We start from the raw sequence: 15184 nt of genomic DNA, 5'->3' as shown, positions 1-15184 counted from the left end.
CAGCCAGGCGGCGTTGATCCAGCGTCCGACGCAGTACGCGCTGGGCCAGAATTATCCGAACCCGTTCAATGCGGGGACGGTGATACCGTTCGATCTGCCCGAGGCGGGAGACTGGAGCGTGACGGTGTACAACGTGGCGGGCCAGTCGATCCGTGGCTACACCGGCCACTCGGAAGCGGGCCGTCAGCAGCTCAGTTGGGACGGGCGTGACGAGCGTGGTCAGCCGGTGGCGTCGGGTGTGTACTTCTACCGCATCTCATCGGGCGGCTTCGTCGCCACCCGCAAGATGACGCTGATGAAGTAGCGCCACACATCACCGCGTACGACAACACAACCCCCTGCCCCGTGATCTCACACGGGGCAGGGGGGTTTTCAATTCGGGTTTCGCAAGGGAGCCCCAGACAGAACGTTCTGATCGTGTCGGTAATTGCGCAACACCGTACCCGCAAAATCATCACCGCTCCATCGTGGACGGTCCATATCACTTTCTCCGAATGATGATTGACCAATCCGATTGAATCGGTGTTTACTGCGGGTCCTTGATTTCATCCAGCAGGAACCATGCTCGATACGGTCCTTCCCATCCTGCGCAAACACTGGGGCTATGATTCGTTCCGGCCATTGCAGGCCGAGGCCATTGACAGCGTTCTCACAAGGCGCGACTCACTGGTCGTGCTCCCGACCGGCGGCGGAAAATCGCTTTGTTACCAGGCACCGATCTTGGCGATGCGCGGCACCGCCGTCGTGGTCTCGCCTCTTCTGTCTTTGATGAAAGATCAGACCGATGCGTTGCGCGAGTGCGGCGTGCCGGCGGCGTGTTTGAACAGCATGCAAAGCGCACCGGAGCAACGTGGCGTCGCCGATGAACTGAAGTCGGGACGGGTCAAGCTGTTGTATGTCGCACCGGAGCGGCTGGGTGCGGGCGGATTCACAAACATGCTCCGCGCACTGAACCCGGCATTCTTCGCCATTGACGAGGCGCACTGTATCAGCACCTGGGGTCATGAATTCCGCCCCGACTATCGGAGACTGGCGCTCCTGCGTCGCGAGTTTCCTGATGCCGGGATTCACGCCTTCACCGCCACCGCGACTCGTCGGGTGCGGCAGGACATCGCCACACAACTGGGACTGCGTGATCCCACCGTTCTGGTCGGATCCTTCGATCGCCCCAATCTCACCTATCGGGTTGAGCGGCGCGTCAAGAAGTGGGATCAGATTTGTTCGGTCATCGAACGGCACCCTGGAGAGTCGGGGATCATCTATTGCATCAGCCGCCGCAACGTCGATGATCTGTGCGGCTCTCTGCGTGACGCGGGATGTCGTGCGCTGCCCTACCATGCCGGGCTGGAGAACACCGATCGCCAACGCAATCAAAACGCCTTCCTTCGCGATGAGACCGACATCATTGTTGCGACGGTCGCATTCGGGATGGGAATCGACAAATCGAATGTCCGTTATGTCATCCACGCCGGGGCGCCCAAGACGCTTGAAAACTATCAGCAGGAAGCGGGTCGGTCCGGACGCGACGGCCTGCCGTCAGAGTGCGTTCTCTTGTGGTCGCCGGGAGATTTTATTCTCTGGAAACGCATGATGAATGAACTGGTTCCGGATGTGCGGGCGGCGGCACTGCAAAAACTCAAATTGATGTCGCGGTTTTGCGAGAGTTCGGTGTGCCGACACAAGGCGCTCGTCAGAAATTTCGATCAGGACTATGAACCGTCCAATTGCGGCGCCTGCGACATCTGCTTGAGCGAACAGGACGCGTTCGCCGATCCGCTGATCACGGCACAGAAGATTCTTTCGTGTGTCGTTCGGCTGCGCCGGCCGGAAAGTCCCGATTACCTCGCCAATGTCTTGATTGGTACACGGGACCCGCAGATCGCGCAGTCCGGCGATAATCGACTGAGCACATACGGAATCCTTTCTGATGCAGACGTTCACGCTGTTCGTGATTGGATTGGACAGTTGCAGGCGCAAAAACTTCTGGAGCACGATTCCGATGGGCGAATCCTGCAGGTGACCGATAAAGGTTGGTCGGTGCTGCGCGGACAGAACTCGCCGCGTCTCAGACAGACACCTCTGAGGGCCGGTCAATCCGCCGCCGTCCCGCAACAGGAATTGTCCGGAGTCGACCGGGAGTTGTTTGAGTCGCTTCGGAAGCTGCGACGTGCCTTGGCCGACGAGCGCAATGTCCCGGCATTCGTCGTTTTCAGCGATGCCACGCTGCGTGACATCGCATTGAAGCGTCCGGGTACATTGGCCGCGTTTCTGAAGATCAGTGGTGTGGGTGAGAAAAAGTGCCGGGAATTCGGACGGCAGTTTCTCCAGTGTATCGTTCAGTGGTGCGAACGCAAGAAATTGCCGACCGATTTGACGTCAAAGCCGGTGTTGACAGATTCGCGGGTCGACATACCGCCGAAGCCGATCTCCAGCGATGCGCAAAGGCGGGCGTTTGCGCTGTTCGAGAAGGAGCTGGCGCTCGAAGATGTTGCGGCACAGGTCGGTCGGGCTTCGGCAACGGTCGCCGGTTATCTCGACGATTACATCAACCGCAATCGGATCGATTCACCATCCCCCTGGGTCGATGATCAAACTTTCATCAAAGTCCGCGCCGCAGTCGAACGAGTCGGCATCGAACGGCTCAAGCCGCTCTTCGATGACCTCGGCGAGTCAATCTCCTACGACTCAATCCGAATCTGCCGCGCCTGCCTCCGCAACCGCGCCCGAAAGGGACTCGGACGGCGCCGGTCGTGAACCGGGGAGTGCGTACGATCGAGAGCGGCAGCGAGGCAGGGAACGCCCCTTAAGAAGTAAGTCCTGAAGTGTGGCCCGAACGATTGTCGCGGTTACACTATGCCTGCGCTACGTTGGTAGTGTGGGCAGGATTCGCGAAGTCTCAAGCTTGTCGAGGGAAACCTGCGACCTTCGGGTTCTGAGCCGCTTCAGGACGTAAGCCAGCAAACAGAACCAGACACCACCGGGCAATGCCGGAAAAGATATAGCCGGGATTGCCCTGTTTGGTGCATTCGTGTTTTTTCCAACCTATTGGCGTGTCTAGTAGAACAAAGTGTTGGAAAGAATCGCTTGATATGTATCCGCTACGGATATATTCTCGGAGGATGGCAACGAACAATGCCAGAGCGCCCCTCACTCCGGCGGTGCTTCATATCCTCCTCGCGCTCTCGACAGGAGAGCGACATGGCTACGGAATCATGAAGCGAGTGAGAGCCGATTCGCAGGGAAGAGTAAAGATGGGACCGGGAACGCTCTACGGCTCGCTGGGTCGCATGCTCGTGGCCGGCTTGATCTGCGAGAGCGAGAAGAAAGTGGACCCCGACATGGACGATGAACGGCGAGTGTACTATAAAATCACCGGCCTAGGCCAGAGGGCGCTCGCGGCTGAGTTGGAGCGTTACCGCGAGGTCGTTGCAGTTGCCAAACAAGAACGGCTTTCGCCAAACGCAATCGCCTATGGCATCTGAACACTCAATACGTCGATACCGAAACTGGTATGCGAAACTGCTTCGCCTCTACCCAACGCCGTACAGCGCGCGCTTCGGCGAGGGCATTGAACAAACCTTCAACGATCTTCTTCGAGAGCGCGCAGAGGAAGAAAGAGGATTGTTCGGCTGCGCGCTCTGGATGTTCGTCGAAACGTCCGCAGGAATGATTCGAGAAAGGATGACGGTTACTACGATGCGAAACAAAAGACTCATCGGCATTGTGCTCGCGATAACGGCCATTCTGCTTGTGCCTTTGATCGCGATGCAGTTCACCGATGAAGTGGACTGGACCCTCTTTGATTTCGTTGTCGCTGGCGTCCTCCTGGCCGGCACTGGCCTCGCGTATGAGCTGGGAGCAAGAATGACAGGCAATAGCGTGTACCGGGCCGCCGTTGGTGTTGCGGTTGTGACAGCACTCATCCTCTTCTGGCTGAATCTGGCCGTCGGGCTGATCGGGTCGGAGGACAACCCCGTCAACACGATGTATTTCGCCGTGCCCCTCGTCGGATTCTTCGGCGCCCTCATCGCGCGTTTCCGGCCGAATGGAATGGCACGCGCGTTGTTTGCAACGGCGCTCGCTCAAGCGCTGGTCCCCGTGATTGCGATGATTATCAAGAAGCCCGCAGTCAACTCCACGGAAGCACTCATGGGTGTGGTGGGTGTGTTAATTCTGAATACGTACTTCGTCGCCTTGTTTGGCTTATCTGCGGTGTTGTTTCGACGCGCCAGCGCCACGCACCCGACTTAGAACCGACGGCTTCAGTAGCGGTTTCGTACGCCAAGTGTCGGATGTCCCATCCGGTTACGGCGGAATTGGATCTCGGAGCACACTACAGAGGGATTGTCTTCAGAATTGGTAGCGGGGGCAGGATTTGCGAAGTCCTGAGCGGAGTCGAAGGAAACCTCCGACCTTCGGAGTATGAGCCGTTTCTGATCGTAAGCCAGCAGACAACACCAGACACCAAAGGGCAACTCCAGCAATATGTTAGCTGGAGTTGCCCTGTCTGGTGTTTTGTCGTTTTTTGTAGCGCTTTGGCGTGTTTTGTTAGAAATCCGTTAGAAAGGAAAGCTCAAACAGATGACGAATGTTGTTCGTAAAATTACGAACATGGGAGGGGATGAGTGCCAAGAGCTGACTTGATCCTCTTTCGTGAAGACGATGGCACAGTCCCGCTCTTAGAATGGCTCGAGGGGCTGACAGCAAGCGCGCGAGCAATCTGCTTCGCTCGGCTTTCGCGGTTGGAAGAGTTCGGACTCGATCTTCGCCGACCGCTGACGGACACCTTGGGCGAGGGAATCTATGAACTCAGGGCAAAGCACCTCGGAGTCAACTATCGGATGTTGTACTTCTTTCAGGGTGCGTCCGTAGTAATCGTCTCGCACGGATTCTCCAAGCAAGAAGCAAGAGTTCCGACGCGGGAGATTAGTCGTGCGATAGATCGAAAAATCAGATTCCAATCCTCTCCTTCACGACATACTTCCAGACTGGAGTAATGATATGACGGCCAGAAAACCACAATCGAAGACACTGAAGTATCTGTATGACCGCTACATTGGCCCCGACCCTAAGGCACGTGCACGGCTCGAGCAGGAGCGCGTCAACATGGATATTGCCCAAGCTATATACGATCTCCGCACCAAAGCGGGCCTGACACAGCGAGAACTGGCGAAGATGGTCGGTACGTCGGCGTCTGTGATCTGCCAGTTGGAGGATTCAGATTATCAGGGGCATTCGTTGTCGATGCTGCAGCGGATTGCTGCGGCACTAAACTGTCGAGTTGATGTACGGATCAGACCTCTGTTTCGTAGGAAGGTGATGGATCCTGCGAGCTGAACCCAATCTGTCCCCCGGCGGACCGATTGAAGAATTTGCGATTGATGCGAACCCGACATGGTAAGGAATGGCTGTACCGGTGACACTCTACAAATCCAAGATTCGAAATGCCTGGCTCTGTCAGCGAAAGTAGAGGACAATCTACATGAAAATCGGAATCATCGGAGCGGGGAGCATGGGACAAATACTTGCGCGCCACCTCGCCGCACTTGGTCATCGAGTCTCAATCGCAAACTCTAGAGGTCCCCAGAGCCTGACGGCGTTGGCGACCGAGATCGGCGCACGACCCGTAACTGTCGTCGATGCCGCCAGAGCAGTGGATGTCGTCATCCTCGCGGTCCCAACAAGGGCTCTCCCCGATCTTCCGCATGGGCTGTTCGCAGATGCCCCGAGTAGTTGCGTTGTGATCGACATCGGCAATTACCATCCAGAATTGCGAGACGGTCGCATTAACGCGATCGACCGGGGCATGCTCGACAGTCAATGGGTCGCAGAGCAAGTTGGGCATCCCGTGATTAAGGCGTTCAACAACATTCTTGCCGATAGTCTCCTGAACAAGGGTGTGCCGAGGGGTGCAACGGGGCGGATTGCTCTACCGGTAGCCGGCGATTCATCTGAGGCCAAGGCGGTCGTACTCAGGCTTGTTGACGATCTCGGCTTCGACCCCGTCGATAGCGGCGCTCTGGATGACTCTTGGCGGCAGCAGACCGGAACGCCGGCTTATTGTCGAGACCTTGATGCAACCGCGCTGCGGCGTGCACTCGCCGAGGCTGATCGGAGCCGGATCGCCGAGTATCGTGCCGATCGAGAAGCTGAAATCAGAAGGCAAATGGCAGCGCAGACATCAAGATGAACGGGTAACAATGTATTACACATCGCGAACAGAGAAGGAAACCGCTAGAAAACGGCCATTTTGAGACGAATTCTCAAAGGATGAAAACTCCCCAGTGTTGCCACTTCAAGGAGTGAAGTTTGGTAGCGGGGGCAGGATTTGCAGGCCGCGCGCGCAGCGCGAGGCGCAGCCCCGAGCAAAGTCGAGGGAAACCTGCGATCCGCCGCGGCGGATTATGAGCCCGTCAGCTCCTTAGTCAACGCTGATGTCGTGATTTTGGTAGCGGGGGCAGGATTTGAACCTGCGACCTTCGGGTTATGAGCCCGACGAGCTACCAGACTGCTCCACCCCGCGGCCAGATTATCATCAAACGCGGTTGGGGCGCCTAAGTCAAGGGCTTCCGGCGTCTTACCAGTCTCCTCGATCTGACATTGAATACTCCCCTCCCTCCGGCTACAATGAGGCAGATGTTCCGGGGGGGGCGACGCCATGGACCGCGACACGGCTTGGAAGCTGCTGAACGAATACACGAAGAACCCGTCGCTCATCAAACACATGCTGTCTGTTGAGGCGTCGATGCGCGCTTATGCGCGCCGTTTCGGAGCCGACGAGGAGTCTTGGGGCACGATCGGCCTTTTGCACGATTTCGATTATGAACGATGGCCGTCGCGCGAAGATCATCCGTTTCGCGGCGCGGAGATTCTGAGGAGCAAGGGAATTACTGAGGATTGGATCACAACGATCATGTCGCATGCGGACTATACCGGTGTGCCGCGCACGACGCCGCGAGACAAAGCACTCTTCGCCTGCGACGAACTGACCGGATTTCTGACCGCGTGCGCACTCGTGCGTCCTGACAAGAAGATTGCGTCGGTCGAGGTGTCGTCGGTGAGGAAGAAGCTCAAACAGAAGTCGTTCGCCGCGCAGGTCTCCCGCGACGACATCGTCAACGGCGCTGCGGCACTCGGCGTCGATCTCGACGAACACATCGCCTGCGTCCGCGATGCGATGGCTCAGATTGCGGATCGATTGGAGTTGTAAGTCCGCTTTGCAGAGAAATCACGCTGTTCGGTCACTGCGGGCTTACTCGCACCCGTATCGGATAACTCCCCAGCACTTTCAGAAACGGCGCCGTCTCCTGCAGGTGGGATAAGGCGTTGCGGATGTTTTTGTCGTTCGCGTTGCCTTCAATGTCGACATGGAAGTGATACGTCCAGCGTCGCGAGCGCGACGGGCGCGATTCGAGCTTGGTGAGATTGATGTCCCGCAATGCGAACACCGACAGCGCCTTAAAGAGTGCCCCCGGCTCGTGGGGTAGTGCAAACACGAGCGACGTCTTGGCACGGCCGCGTACTTCTGAGCGCCGCCTTGCCAATAGCAGAAAGCGCGTGCTGTTGGTCGGGTCATCTTCGATGGATCGGCGCAGAATCCGCAGTCCATACGCTGCGGCCGCGTGTGGCCCGGCAATGGCAGCGATATTGTCGTCATCCGATTCGGCGACCAATCGTGCCGCACCGGCGGTGTCGTAGTACGGAATCGGCTTCATCCTCCTGTAACGCCGCAAAAACCGCCGGCATTGCTCCAATGCCACCGGATGAGAGTAGACTTGCACAATCCGCCGCCGCTTTGCCTCCGGCTTTGCCATCAGACAATGCACGACACGAAGTTGTGATTCACCGATGATGTGCAGGCTGTGACGGACAAGCAGATCGTAGTTGGCAATCACCGATCCCGCGAGTGAGTTTTCAATCGGGATCACCGCCCGGTCGGCGCGACACTTGGCGACACTGGCGAACACATCTTCGAATGTGGGACATGGCACGGGTGTGAAACGCCCGCCGATGAGTGTCGAAACTGCCGTTTCGGAAAACGCGCCACGCTCGCCCTGAAACGCGACTCTCTTGAGTGCCATCCATATGTACTATCGGCCGGTACACGCTGAATGTGACACCGATTGCCGTGTTGCAGGTGCGATCCGTTGCGGCAAGTGCAATGAACGGACTACTACGGCAATTCGTGTCGGGAGCGCATTCCGATGCGAAGCCGCCTGTCAGGAGGTGCCGTTGTCGCGAAAACGGTATCCGACGCCGCGAATCGTCTCGACAAATTCGGCGTAGTCGCCGAGTTTTTTGCGAATGCCGCGAATGTGTACGTCGATGTTGCGCTTGATCACCACGGCGTCCGAACCGATCGCGCGATGCAGAAGCTGCTCGCGGGAGAACACGCGGCCGGGGTTGGTGGACAAGAAGTGCAACAACCGAAACTCGGTCGCGGTCAGCGCAACCGATCGTCCATCGACTTTAACCTCGTGCCGGTCGGGGTCGACCGACAATCCCTTGCGCAATACGCGAGACTGTCCCGCCTCGGGAAGCGACGGCCGGCCGCGTCGCAGCACCGCCCGCACCCGGGCTACCAATTCCTTGGGAGAAAACGGCTTGGTGAGGTAATCATCCGCCCCCGTCATCAAACCCAAGACGATGTCGGTGTCATCAGAGCGCGCTGTGACCATGATGATGGGAATCGAGGCGGTAACCGGGTCGGATTTCAATTGGCGACAAACTTCGATTCCATCAACCGACGGCAGCATGATGTCCAATACCACCAGGTCGGGGCCGTGATCCAGGGCGCTGCGCAGGCCTTCGTCCCCGTCGGACGCTTCCAAAACCCGATACCCCTCGCGCGCCAGATTGTGGCGGATAACCTCGAGGATATCGCGCTCATCCTCGACGACTAACACTGTTGCCCCGTTCATCGACTCATACGCCCCATGGCGGGTCCCGGCGGAACGGAACCACACGCACCGACCCACAGTGCCCCGATGTTGCAAAGAACGTGTAAAGCGGTCATGAAATTCCGTCCCACCGATGACGTTGGAACATCCTGCATGCCAGCCCGAAGGAGTGCCCGATCGGCGGTTTACCGCATATTAACGCGCCGACAATTTGTCCTTCACTCCGCACACCCAGATTCGCCGCCGACGGCCTCCATCTCGAGGCGCGTCAGACTGTGCCAGGCAGTCACAAGCAACTAATCGACAGTCCGGCCCGAGCGGTCGGCGGCTTTTGGACAACGGGCATTTGCCCAAGGAGGAGAAATGCATCGCAACTGGAGAATGATCGCCCTGGGAGCATTCGCAGCAGCGGCACTGATGGTCCCGCCTCAATCCGCTGATGCACAGGTGTGCCCGGATTGCGACACGGTTCCCAAAACGAAGATTGGTGATCTGACCGGTGACGGTATCATCAACGTGTTTGACGTGGTTGGCTCAGTCGATATCGCCTTTCGCAATGGTCCCCGGTCACGCCGGCTGGGAGCCGACGATGCCACTGGTGACAACGTCGTCAATGTCTTCGATGTGGTGAAGTTCGTGGATATCGCGTTCCGTAACGGCCAGGCGGTATTCCCGAATCGTGTCTATGCACTCACCGGGCGGCTGGGCGCGGGAACACGCTGGCTGATCTGTGATGATTCATTGAGATATCGTGTGGTCGGTATTGCCAGCGTCGGCGAAAATCGCGCCGAGCTGGGAACGACGTGCCCGGACAAGACCGATACCCTGATCGTTCAAGTCGGGGTGACGGTTGAAGGCGACACGTCGTCTGCGACTCCTGCGGCATTTATCGTCCGTCGCTCGGGATATGCGCAGATCGTCGGATCGCGCACCAACCCCATCACGTTTACGTCCATGCTGGCGCCCGGTGCACGTGAGCGCGGCGATTGGGGTGGCTTTGTGATCAATGGCTGTGCGGTCAACAACAACCCCGGAGGACTCAATCAGGCCGAAGGAGACGGGGGATTGGGCGGCGGCCTCAACGACGATGACAACAGCGGCTGTTATAAGTATCTGGTCGTTGAGTTTGCCGGACGTGAGTTTACGACCGACAACGAGCTCAATGGGATCACGCTCAACGGCGTTGGCCACGGCACGCTGTTTGAGTACATTCAGATTAATCAGAATGCCGACGATGGCATCGAGTGGTTCGGCGGCACCTGCAATGTCCGTCACGCGGTCCTCTCCGGGTGCGACGACGACACGTTCGATTCCGACCTCGGCGCTCGGTGGTGCGGCCAGTTTCTGATTGCCATCCATGATCCGACCAAGAACTCCTCATCGAATCACAATGGGCTCGAGTGGGACAACCACCCGAGCGGCAACGAGAATCTGCCGCGCATGCACCCGGTCGTCAGCAATATGACACTGATCGGGCAGGCACATGACTACACCGGTGCTTCGCTGCATGCCGGGGCGCACATCCGTCGCGGCGCCGCGGCATGGATTTACAACACGGTGTTTACCAAGTGGCGTGCGGCCGTCGACATCGACAACGACCCACCGGCCCAACGCCTCGTCGATGAAGACTCTCTGAAGATCGCGCAGTCGGTGTGGTATGACGTTGCCGATACCGCACAGGACAATGATGCATTCGAGTACGAAGTGATCACTGACCCGGTGTCGAACAACCAGGTGTTCTTCAATGCATTCGCCAATCCGGCTTTGCCGGAAATCTTCACCAATGTCGATTACACGACATTTGCCGGTACGCCGCCGGATTTCCGTCCTATTACACCGGGCAATCCGATCGGACTGGACGCCATGTGTGCCAACCTGATTGATCAGGATTGGGACGGTGACGGCGTCGGCGGCCAGGCCGGTGACATTGCCATTCTCAACGCGATCGTTGCCGCGTGGCCTTGCTTCGATACGACCGCGTGCTTCATCGGCGCCATGGATGCCAACGACCCGGACCCGTGGTATGAGCCGTGGTGTGACTTCTCGCAGTTCTAATACGTGATGTGGCCCGTACATATCCCGCTGATCAAGCTACAGGGCCACTGGGTTTGAACCGCTCCTCAATCATCGATTGGGGAGCGGTTTGTGTTATCATCGTTGTCGATACGCTCTATGCGCCTTTGATATGAACTGGAATGGTCGGTGGCGGCCGCAAACGGGGTTGAAGTCATGCAAAATCAACTGACAAGGTACTTTGTGGCAGCCCTCGCAATAGCACTGGCTGGGTGCAGTGGGAAGTCCACGCCGGGAGAAACCCGGCTGACTTACGCCTCGGCTTCACCGGAGGACGCCTGTCGCCGCGTGCTGGCCGCGCTGGCAGCCGAGGACGCAGCCACGCTGGACAGCTTGCGGCTGACACGATTCGAGCACGATTCCATCCTGGTGCCGCAGTTGCCGATCGCACAGAACCCCGAAACAACTGATCTGATGTTCGCGGGGTACCTCCACCAGCAAAATAACGTGAAGGGAGTGCGGCGCGCACTGGCTGACTACGGCGGCCTTCAACTGCATTTGGTTGAGGTCAAGTTTACGGAGCCGGAGAACCGATACGGCACGCTGATCGTGCACCGAGGAACAAGGGTGCTGGTGAGCGACCCTTCGGGAACAGAGTTCGAGCTGCCGATCTTCGGGTCGATGTTGGAAGACAACGGAAACTACAAGCTGGTCAGCATACAGGATTGAGTGTTGCGCCGGGTCACCCAAGCGTCGCTTCCTCTGGCAGCGCCTGACGCAACACCGGCCAGAACGGGTCGCTGAATTCATTCGGAAGCTCGGTGAGAACCGCACCCTCGGCGACCATTACTCCCGAGTGTTTGCCGCACATCTCACCGATGACCGCCGCTTCGATCCCCGACTGGCCCAGGATGCTGATCACGTCGGCCGATTTGCCCGGTCGGCAAGTGATGACCAGCGTTCCCTCGCTGCTGGAAACAAATGGATCGAGGTTGAACGCAGCGCAGAGTTCGCTGACGGCTTGCGGCATCGGGATTTGCGAGCGGTCGACGCGCATTCCGCATTGGCAGGCACGTGACACTTCGGCCAACGCATTCCACAGACCGCCTTCGGTGGCGTCGTGCATCGAGGTGACACCGCGATCGTGAATCCCGGCCTGTATCGCAGCTTTGGCATCGTCGACGACACTCATCCGTTCCAGCAGTGCCTGCGCCTGTCTCAGACAGTCCTGCCCGCAACGGGATCCAACCAGTTTGGGACAAGCGGCGGCCAATGTCGCCGTTGCTTCGATTGCGGGGCCTTTCGTCACAATGACGTGGTCACCGACCCGGGCCATTGACGGAACAACGTAGCCACCGGACGGCCCGATGCCGATCATGGTAGCCGAGCCGACAATCGGGAATTCGCATCCCTCGTAGCGACCGGTGTGCCCCGTAACGACGGCGACTCCGAGGTCGTCGCACGCGCAGTGAATCGCCGTCCAAATCGATTCCAATGCGCGATCATCGGTGTCGAGCGGCAGAGTCAGATCGATCGACATGTACTGAGGGGCGATCCCGGACGTGAACGCGTCAGACGCGATGATGTGAATGGCACACCACGCGGCACGGTCCCAGCCGAAGGGTGGAAAGATGTAGAGCGGGTCAGTCGTCAAAACGGCGACCTGATCGTGGCCAATGTCGACGACACCGACATCGACACCTGATTGGGGCCCAACGATGACCTCGCCACGCATGCGCCCGCACCGCGGGCGTATCACCCGCTCGAAAACGCCAGATGAAATCTTCCCCGGCGGGGCAGGCGGTTGGGAATGCTCCACAATCGGAATGTATGGAGTCGGTGCCCGACAACAAACACCCAGCCGGCCCCGTTTCCGAGACCGTCCGGTGATAAAGATCGATGACAACTGACGTTCCTGCGTGGCGGACTACAGACTCCAGGTGATCCCGAGCGAGAAACTGCGGCCGATCTCATACTGCTCTATTACATTGCTTCTCCGGGCCCCGGCCCCCTGAGTAACTCCAATAGTCTGGGTGACGACATAGTCTTCATCGAGGATATTCTTGGCCCCAAACTTAAGAGAAACGTACTGCCACACCCGTTGCGAGAACGTGAAATCGAGTCCGTGCCGGGTCTGTTCATAGTAAGGTGGATCTGAGGCATAGGCACCCACCATGACAAGGCGATCGCCGAAGGCATTGTACAGCAACGCGGCATCGGTCCCTGAATTGGGTTGCGTGTATGAGATGATCAGGTTGATGACATAGGGAGACTCACCAGTCAGCGGACGCTCTGTTGAGACTTTGGTCGGCTCGCCGGTTTCAACGGAGATCAGCGAGTCCTCGACCTTTGAGTCAATGATCGCGACGCTCCCGCCGACTTGTAGACCTTGCAACAGTTCGGACACAAAACCCAGGGATTTGCGCGCTTCGAGTTCCACCCCACGCGAGGAGGCGGACGCCGAGTTCTTCCACGTCAATGGCGCGGTTGATTCACCGCCATGGGCCGGGTCGGCGTGGCTCTCGATGGGCCGTGTAAAATCCTTCCGGAAGTAACTGACCGCCATCAACTCTCCGCTGCGCGGGAAGACTTCCCAACGCAGATCATAGTTCTTGATGTAGGATGTCGTCAGATCGGGATTGCCTCGGACCGCGCGTCCATTGGAAAAGTCCTGGAAGAAGTATGGGGCGAGCTCACGGTACTCCGGGCGGGCCAGTGTGCGGCTGACGACCGCGCGGAAATTCATGCGATCAGTAGCCCGCCACACAACACTGGCCATCGGAAACCAGTCGACGGTTTTGAGACGAACGATGCCGTCGAAACCGGTGCCCGTGTTCTGATCGGTGTGCAGGGTCATCTCATTGTCTTCGAAGCGGGCGCCGGCAATCAATCGAAATCGCTTCAAAAGTGGAATCTGGGCCATGGTATAAACAGCGCTATTGTGATCGTCGACGTCATAACGGTCGCCGGCTTTCGTGGCACTTCGCAGTCCGTACTGATCCCGATCGGGACCGATGGTTTCGGTGGTGAAGATGTCTTCGGCCATGCCGTTGATCGGCGCGCGCCCGCCTTGGGAGAAATAAATCAACCGTGTCGCCTGGAAGTTACGGTCCTTCGCCTGATGTAACGCCCCGAGTTTGATCTCTCCCCCGCCCTTCCCCATCGGTAAAGCCCAATCTAACGACACATTTGCGTCATCGTCGGCAAGACTGGTAAAGATATTCGCCCCTGAAAGGCCCCCATCGTCAAACTGGATGTATTGCTGATCGTCAATATGGAACACATTGTACGCATTGGACCGGGACATCGGTTCGTCGCGGAGAGCCTGCGAGCCGGTCAACCTCCAGTCGACGCGCGACTTCGCCAGCCAGTCAACTGCGTGCGATCCCGACACCTGAAGTGATTTGATCTCGCGCTGGATATATCGAACGCGCGTTTCCATCGCGCTGTCCGTCTGTTCGGTCCAGCCGAAGCCGATGCGCGCTTCGCTGTCCTCGCGGCTGTTGTACAACCCCTTCGCGGCAATTTGATGACTCGGGTTGATTGCCAGTGTCACGTTCATCAACCCCCCTTGAACATCAGTGATCACTGTTTCTTCGGTTTTGTAGTCCAAGCCGATCCGCTCGCCACCGCCCCGGTATTCTGCATACCGGCCCATCTTCGTCGAATTGGAATGATTCACGACATACGATCCCATCAATCCCAATGTCAGTCCGCCATCCCCCAGCGCCATTCGGTTGCCCGCGCTCACACTGTACGACGAATTCGCAGGAGCGGTCGTACCATTTGATGGCGTCCACTGGTGCAATGCCAGCGCCTCGCCCGCCGACTCCTTTTGCACGGGGTCGTTCAAATCGGCATCCCTGACCACGTCGGGCAGACCGTTCAGCGTCCTATCGAAGGTCAGGCGCGGTTCTCCCGTCGTCGCGCTGTTGTAAGTTCCGGTTCCGGAGAGATTGAGCGTAAAGCGCGATGGGTAGTCTTTCGTCACGAGGTCCACGGAGCCCCCGGTGAAACTGGCGGGTTTGTCCGGCGTGAAAGTCTTTGAAGTGATGAGTTCCTGAATCATTCCCCCGGGGAACATATCCAGCGGTACCTCACGCGATTCCGGCTCGGGACTGGGAAGCGGAGAGCCGTTGAGCTGGACAGTGGAGTAGCGTCCCGCCATGCCGCGCACCACCAGTCTCTTGTCGTCGACGGCAGTGACACCGACGATGCGCTGGATCGCTTCGCCGGCATGGCTGTCACCGCTGCGCCGAATCGTTTCCGCG

14 protein-coding genes and 1 tRNA gene are annotated in these 15184 nt (G+C 58.2%); 10 read left to right on the top strand and 5 right to left on the bottom strand.

The annotated features are described in order from the left end of the window. The 7 genes from VGB22_05790 to VGB22_05760 all read left to right on the top strand — a co-directional run. Positions 1 to 304, top strand: a 304-nt coding sequence (locus VGB22_05790; protein HEX9750781.1) for a T9SS type A sorting domain-containing protein, incomplete at its 5' end; no start/stop codon positions are given. Positions 305 to 561: 257 nt separating this feature from the next. Next, the gene (gene recQ, locus VGB22_05785) at positions 562 to 2754 is read left to right on the top strand and encodes a DNA helicase RecQ (GenBank protein HEX9750780.1); all 2193 of its coding nucleotides are present in this window, start codon (positions 562 to 564) and stop codon (positions 2752 to 2754) included. A 335-nt stretch (positions 2755 to 3089) separates the two neighbouring features. Beyond that, entirely contained in the window at positions 3090 to 3482 is a 393-nt protein-coding gene (locus tag VGB22_05780; protein ID HEX9750779.1) for a helix-turn-helix transcriptional regulator, read from the top strand. Continuing rightward, a complete protein-coding gene (locus VGB22_05775) occupies positions 3472 to 4251 on the top strand; it encodes a hypothetical protein (GenBank protein ID HEX9750778.1) in 780 nt (259 codons plus the stop codon). The genes VGB22_05780 and VGB22_05775 overlap by 11 nt, the downstream gene beginning before the upstream one ends. 374 nt (positions 4252 to 4625) lie before the next feature. Beyond that, positions 4626 to 4997 (top strand): type II toxin-antitoxin system RelE/ParE family toxin, encoded by a 372-nt coding sequence (locus VGB22_05770; protein HEX9750777.1) that lies wholly within the window; start codon positions 4626 to 4628, stop codon positions 4995 to 4997. A gap of 4 nt (positions 4998 to 5001) precedes the next feature. Then, positions 5002 to 5337: a helix-turn-helix transcriptional regulator gene (locus tag VGB22_05765; protein ID HEX9750776.1), complete on the top strand. Its 336-nt coding sequence runs from the start codon at positions 5002 to 5004 to the stop codon at positions 5335 to 5337. A 145-nt stretch (positions 5338 to 5482) separates the two neighbouring features. Further along, positions 5483 to 6190, top strand: a complete 708-nt coding sequence (locus tag VGB22_05760; GenBank protein HEX9750775.1) for an NAD(P)-binding domain-containing protein — start codon at positions 5483 to 5485, stop codon at positions 6188 to 6190. Positions 6191 to 6446: 256 nt separating this feature from the next. Here the strand turns inward: VGB22_05760 and VGB22_05755 are convergent. Then, a tRNA-Met gene (locus VGB22_05755) sits at positions 6447 to 6523 on the bottom strand. A 135-nt stretch (positions 6524 to 6658) separates the two neighbouring features. Here VGB22_05755 and VGB22_05750 point away from each other — a divergent pair. Then, positions 6659 to 7210, top strand: coding sequence for an HDIG domain-containing protein (locus VGB22_05750; GenBank protein ID HEX9750774.1), 552 nt, complete (start codon positions 6659 to 6661; stop codon positions 7208 to 7210). Between the two features lie 31 nt (positions 7211 to 7241). Here the strand turns inward: VGB22_05750 and pheA are convergent, their stop codons facing one another. Then, positions 7242 to 8081, bottom strand: a complete 840-nt coding sequence (gene pheA, locus VGB22_05745; protein HEX9750773.1) for a prephenate dehydratase — start codon at positions 8079 to 8081, stop codon at positions 7242 to 7244. A gap of 138 nt (positions 8082 to 8219) precedes the next feature. Next, complete coding sequence (locus tag VGB22_05740; protein ID HEX9750772.1) at positions 8220 to 8921, bottom strand: response regulator; 702 nt, start codon at positions 8919 to 8921, stop codon at positions 8220 to 8222. 342 nt (positions 8922 to 9263) lie between these two features. Between VGB22_05740 and VGB22_05735 the strand changes: the two genes are divergently transcribed. Further along, the gene (locus tag VGB22_05735) at positions 9264 to 10955 is read left to right on the top strand and encodes a hypothetical protein (protein HEX9750771.1); all 1692 of its coding nucleotides are present in this window, start codon (positions 9264 to 9266) and stop codon (positions 10953 to 10955) included. Positions 10956 to 11156: 201 nt separating this feature from the next. Further along, positions 11157 to 11642, top strand: coding sequence for a hypothetical protein (locus VGB22_05730; protein ID HEX9750770.1), 486 nt, complete (start codon positions 11157 to 11159; stop codon positions 11640 to 11642). A 13-nt stretch (positions 11643 to 11655) separates the two neighbouring features. Here VGB22_05730 and VGB22_05725 read toward each other — a convergent pair whose 3' ends face one another. Both VGB22_05725 and VGB22_05720 read right to left on the bottom strand, forming a co-directional pair. After that, positions 11656 to 12648, bottom strand: coding sequence for an AIR synthase family protein (locus VGB22_05725; protein ID HEX9750769.1), 993 nt, complete (start codon positions 12646 to 12648; stop codon positions 11656 to 11658). Positions 12649 to 12840: 192 nt separating this feature from the next. After that, on the bottom strand, positions 12841 to 15184 hold a 2344-nt coding region (locus VGB22_05720; GenBank protein HEX9750768.1), incomplete at its 5' end, for a TonB-dependent receptor.

The sequence above is a fragment of the Candidatus Zixiibacteriota bacterium genome, assembly GCA_036397555.1.
In the GTDB taxonomy this organism is placed as follows: domain Bacteria; phylum Zixibacteria; class MSB-5A5; order WJJR01; family WJJR01; genus DATKYL01.
This window is presented reverse-complemented; position numbering and strand designations above follow the sequence as displayed.

Excerpts from the sequence above, each read along its gene's own strand:
- recQ (HEX9750780.1), top strand. The coding sequence starts at position 562 with ATGCTCGATACGGTCCTTCCCATCCTGCGCAAACACTGGGGCTATGAT.
- VGB22_05780 (HEX9750779.1), top strand. The coding sequence starts at position 3,090 with ATGTATCCGCTACGGATATATTCTCGGAGGATGGCAACGAACAATGCC.
- VGB22_05775 (HEX9750778.1), top strand. The coding sequence starts at position 3,472 with ATGGCATCTGAACACTCAATACGTCGATACCGAAACTGGTATGCGAAA.
- VGB22_05765 (HEX9750776.1), top strand. The coding sequence starts at position 5,002 with ATGACGGCCAGAAAACCACAATCGAAGACACTGAAGTATCTGTATGAC.
- VGB22_05760 (HEX9750775.1), top strand. The coding sequence starts at position 5,483 with ATGAAAATCGGAATCATCGGAGCGGGGAGCATGGGACAAATACTTGCG.
- VGB22_05750 (HEX9750774.1), top strand. The coding sequence starts at position 6,659 with ATGGACCGCGACACGGCTTGGAAGCTGCTGAACGAATACACGAAGAAC.
- pheA (HEX9750773.1), bottom strand. The coding sequence starts at position 8,081 with ATGGCACTCAAGAGAGTCGCGTTTCAGGGCGAGCGTGGCGCGTTTTCC.
- VGB22_05740 (HEX9750772.1), bottom strand. The coding sequence starts at position 8,921 with ATGAACGGGGCAACAGTGTTAGTCGTCGAGGATGAGCGCGATATCCTC.
- VGB22_05735 (HEX9750771.1), top strand. The coding sequence starts at position 9,264 with ATGCATCGCAACTGGAGAATGATCGCCCTGGGAGCATTCGCAGCAGCG.
- VGB22_05725 (HEX9750769.1), bottom strand. The coding sequence starts at position 12,648 with ATGCGTGGCGAGGTCATCGTTGGGCCCCAATCAGGTGTCGATGTCGGT.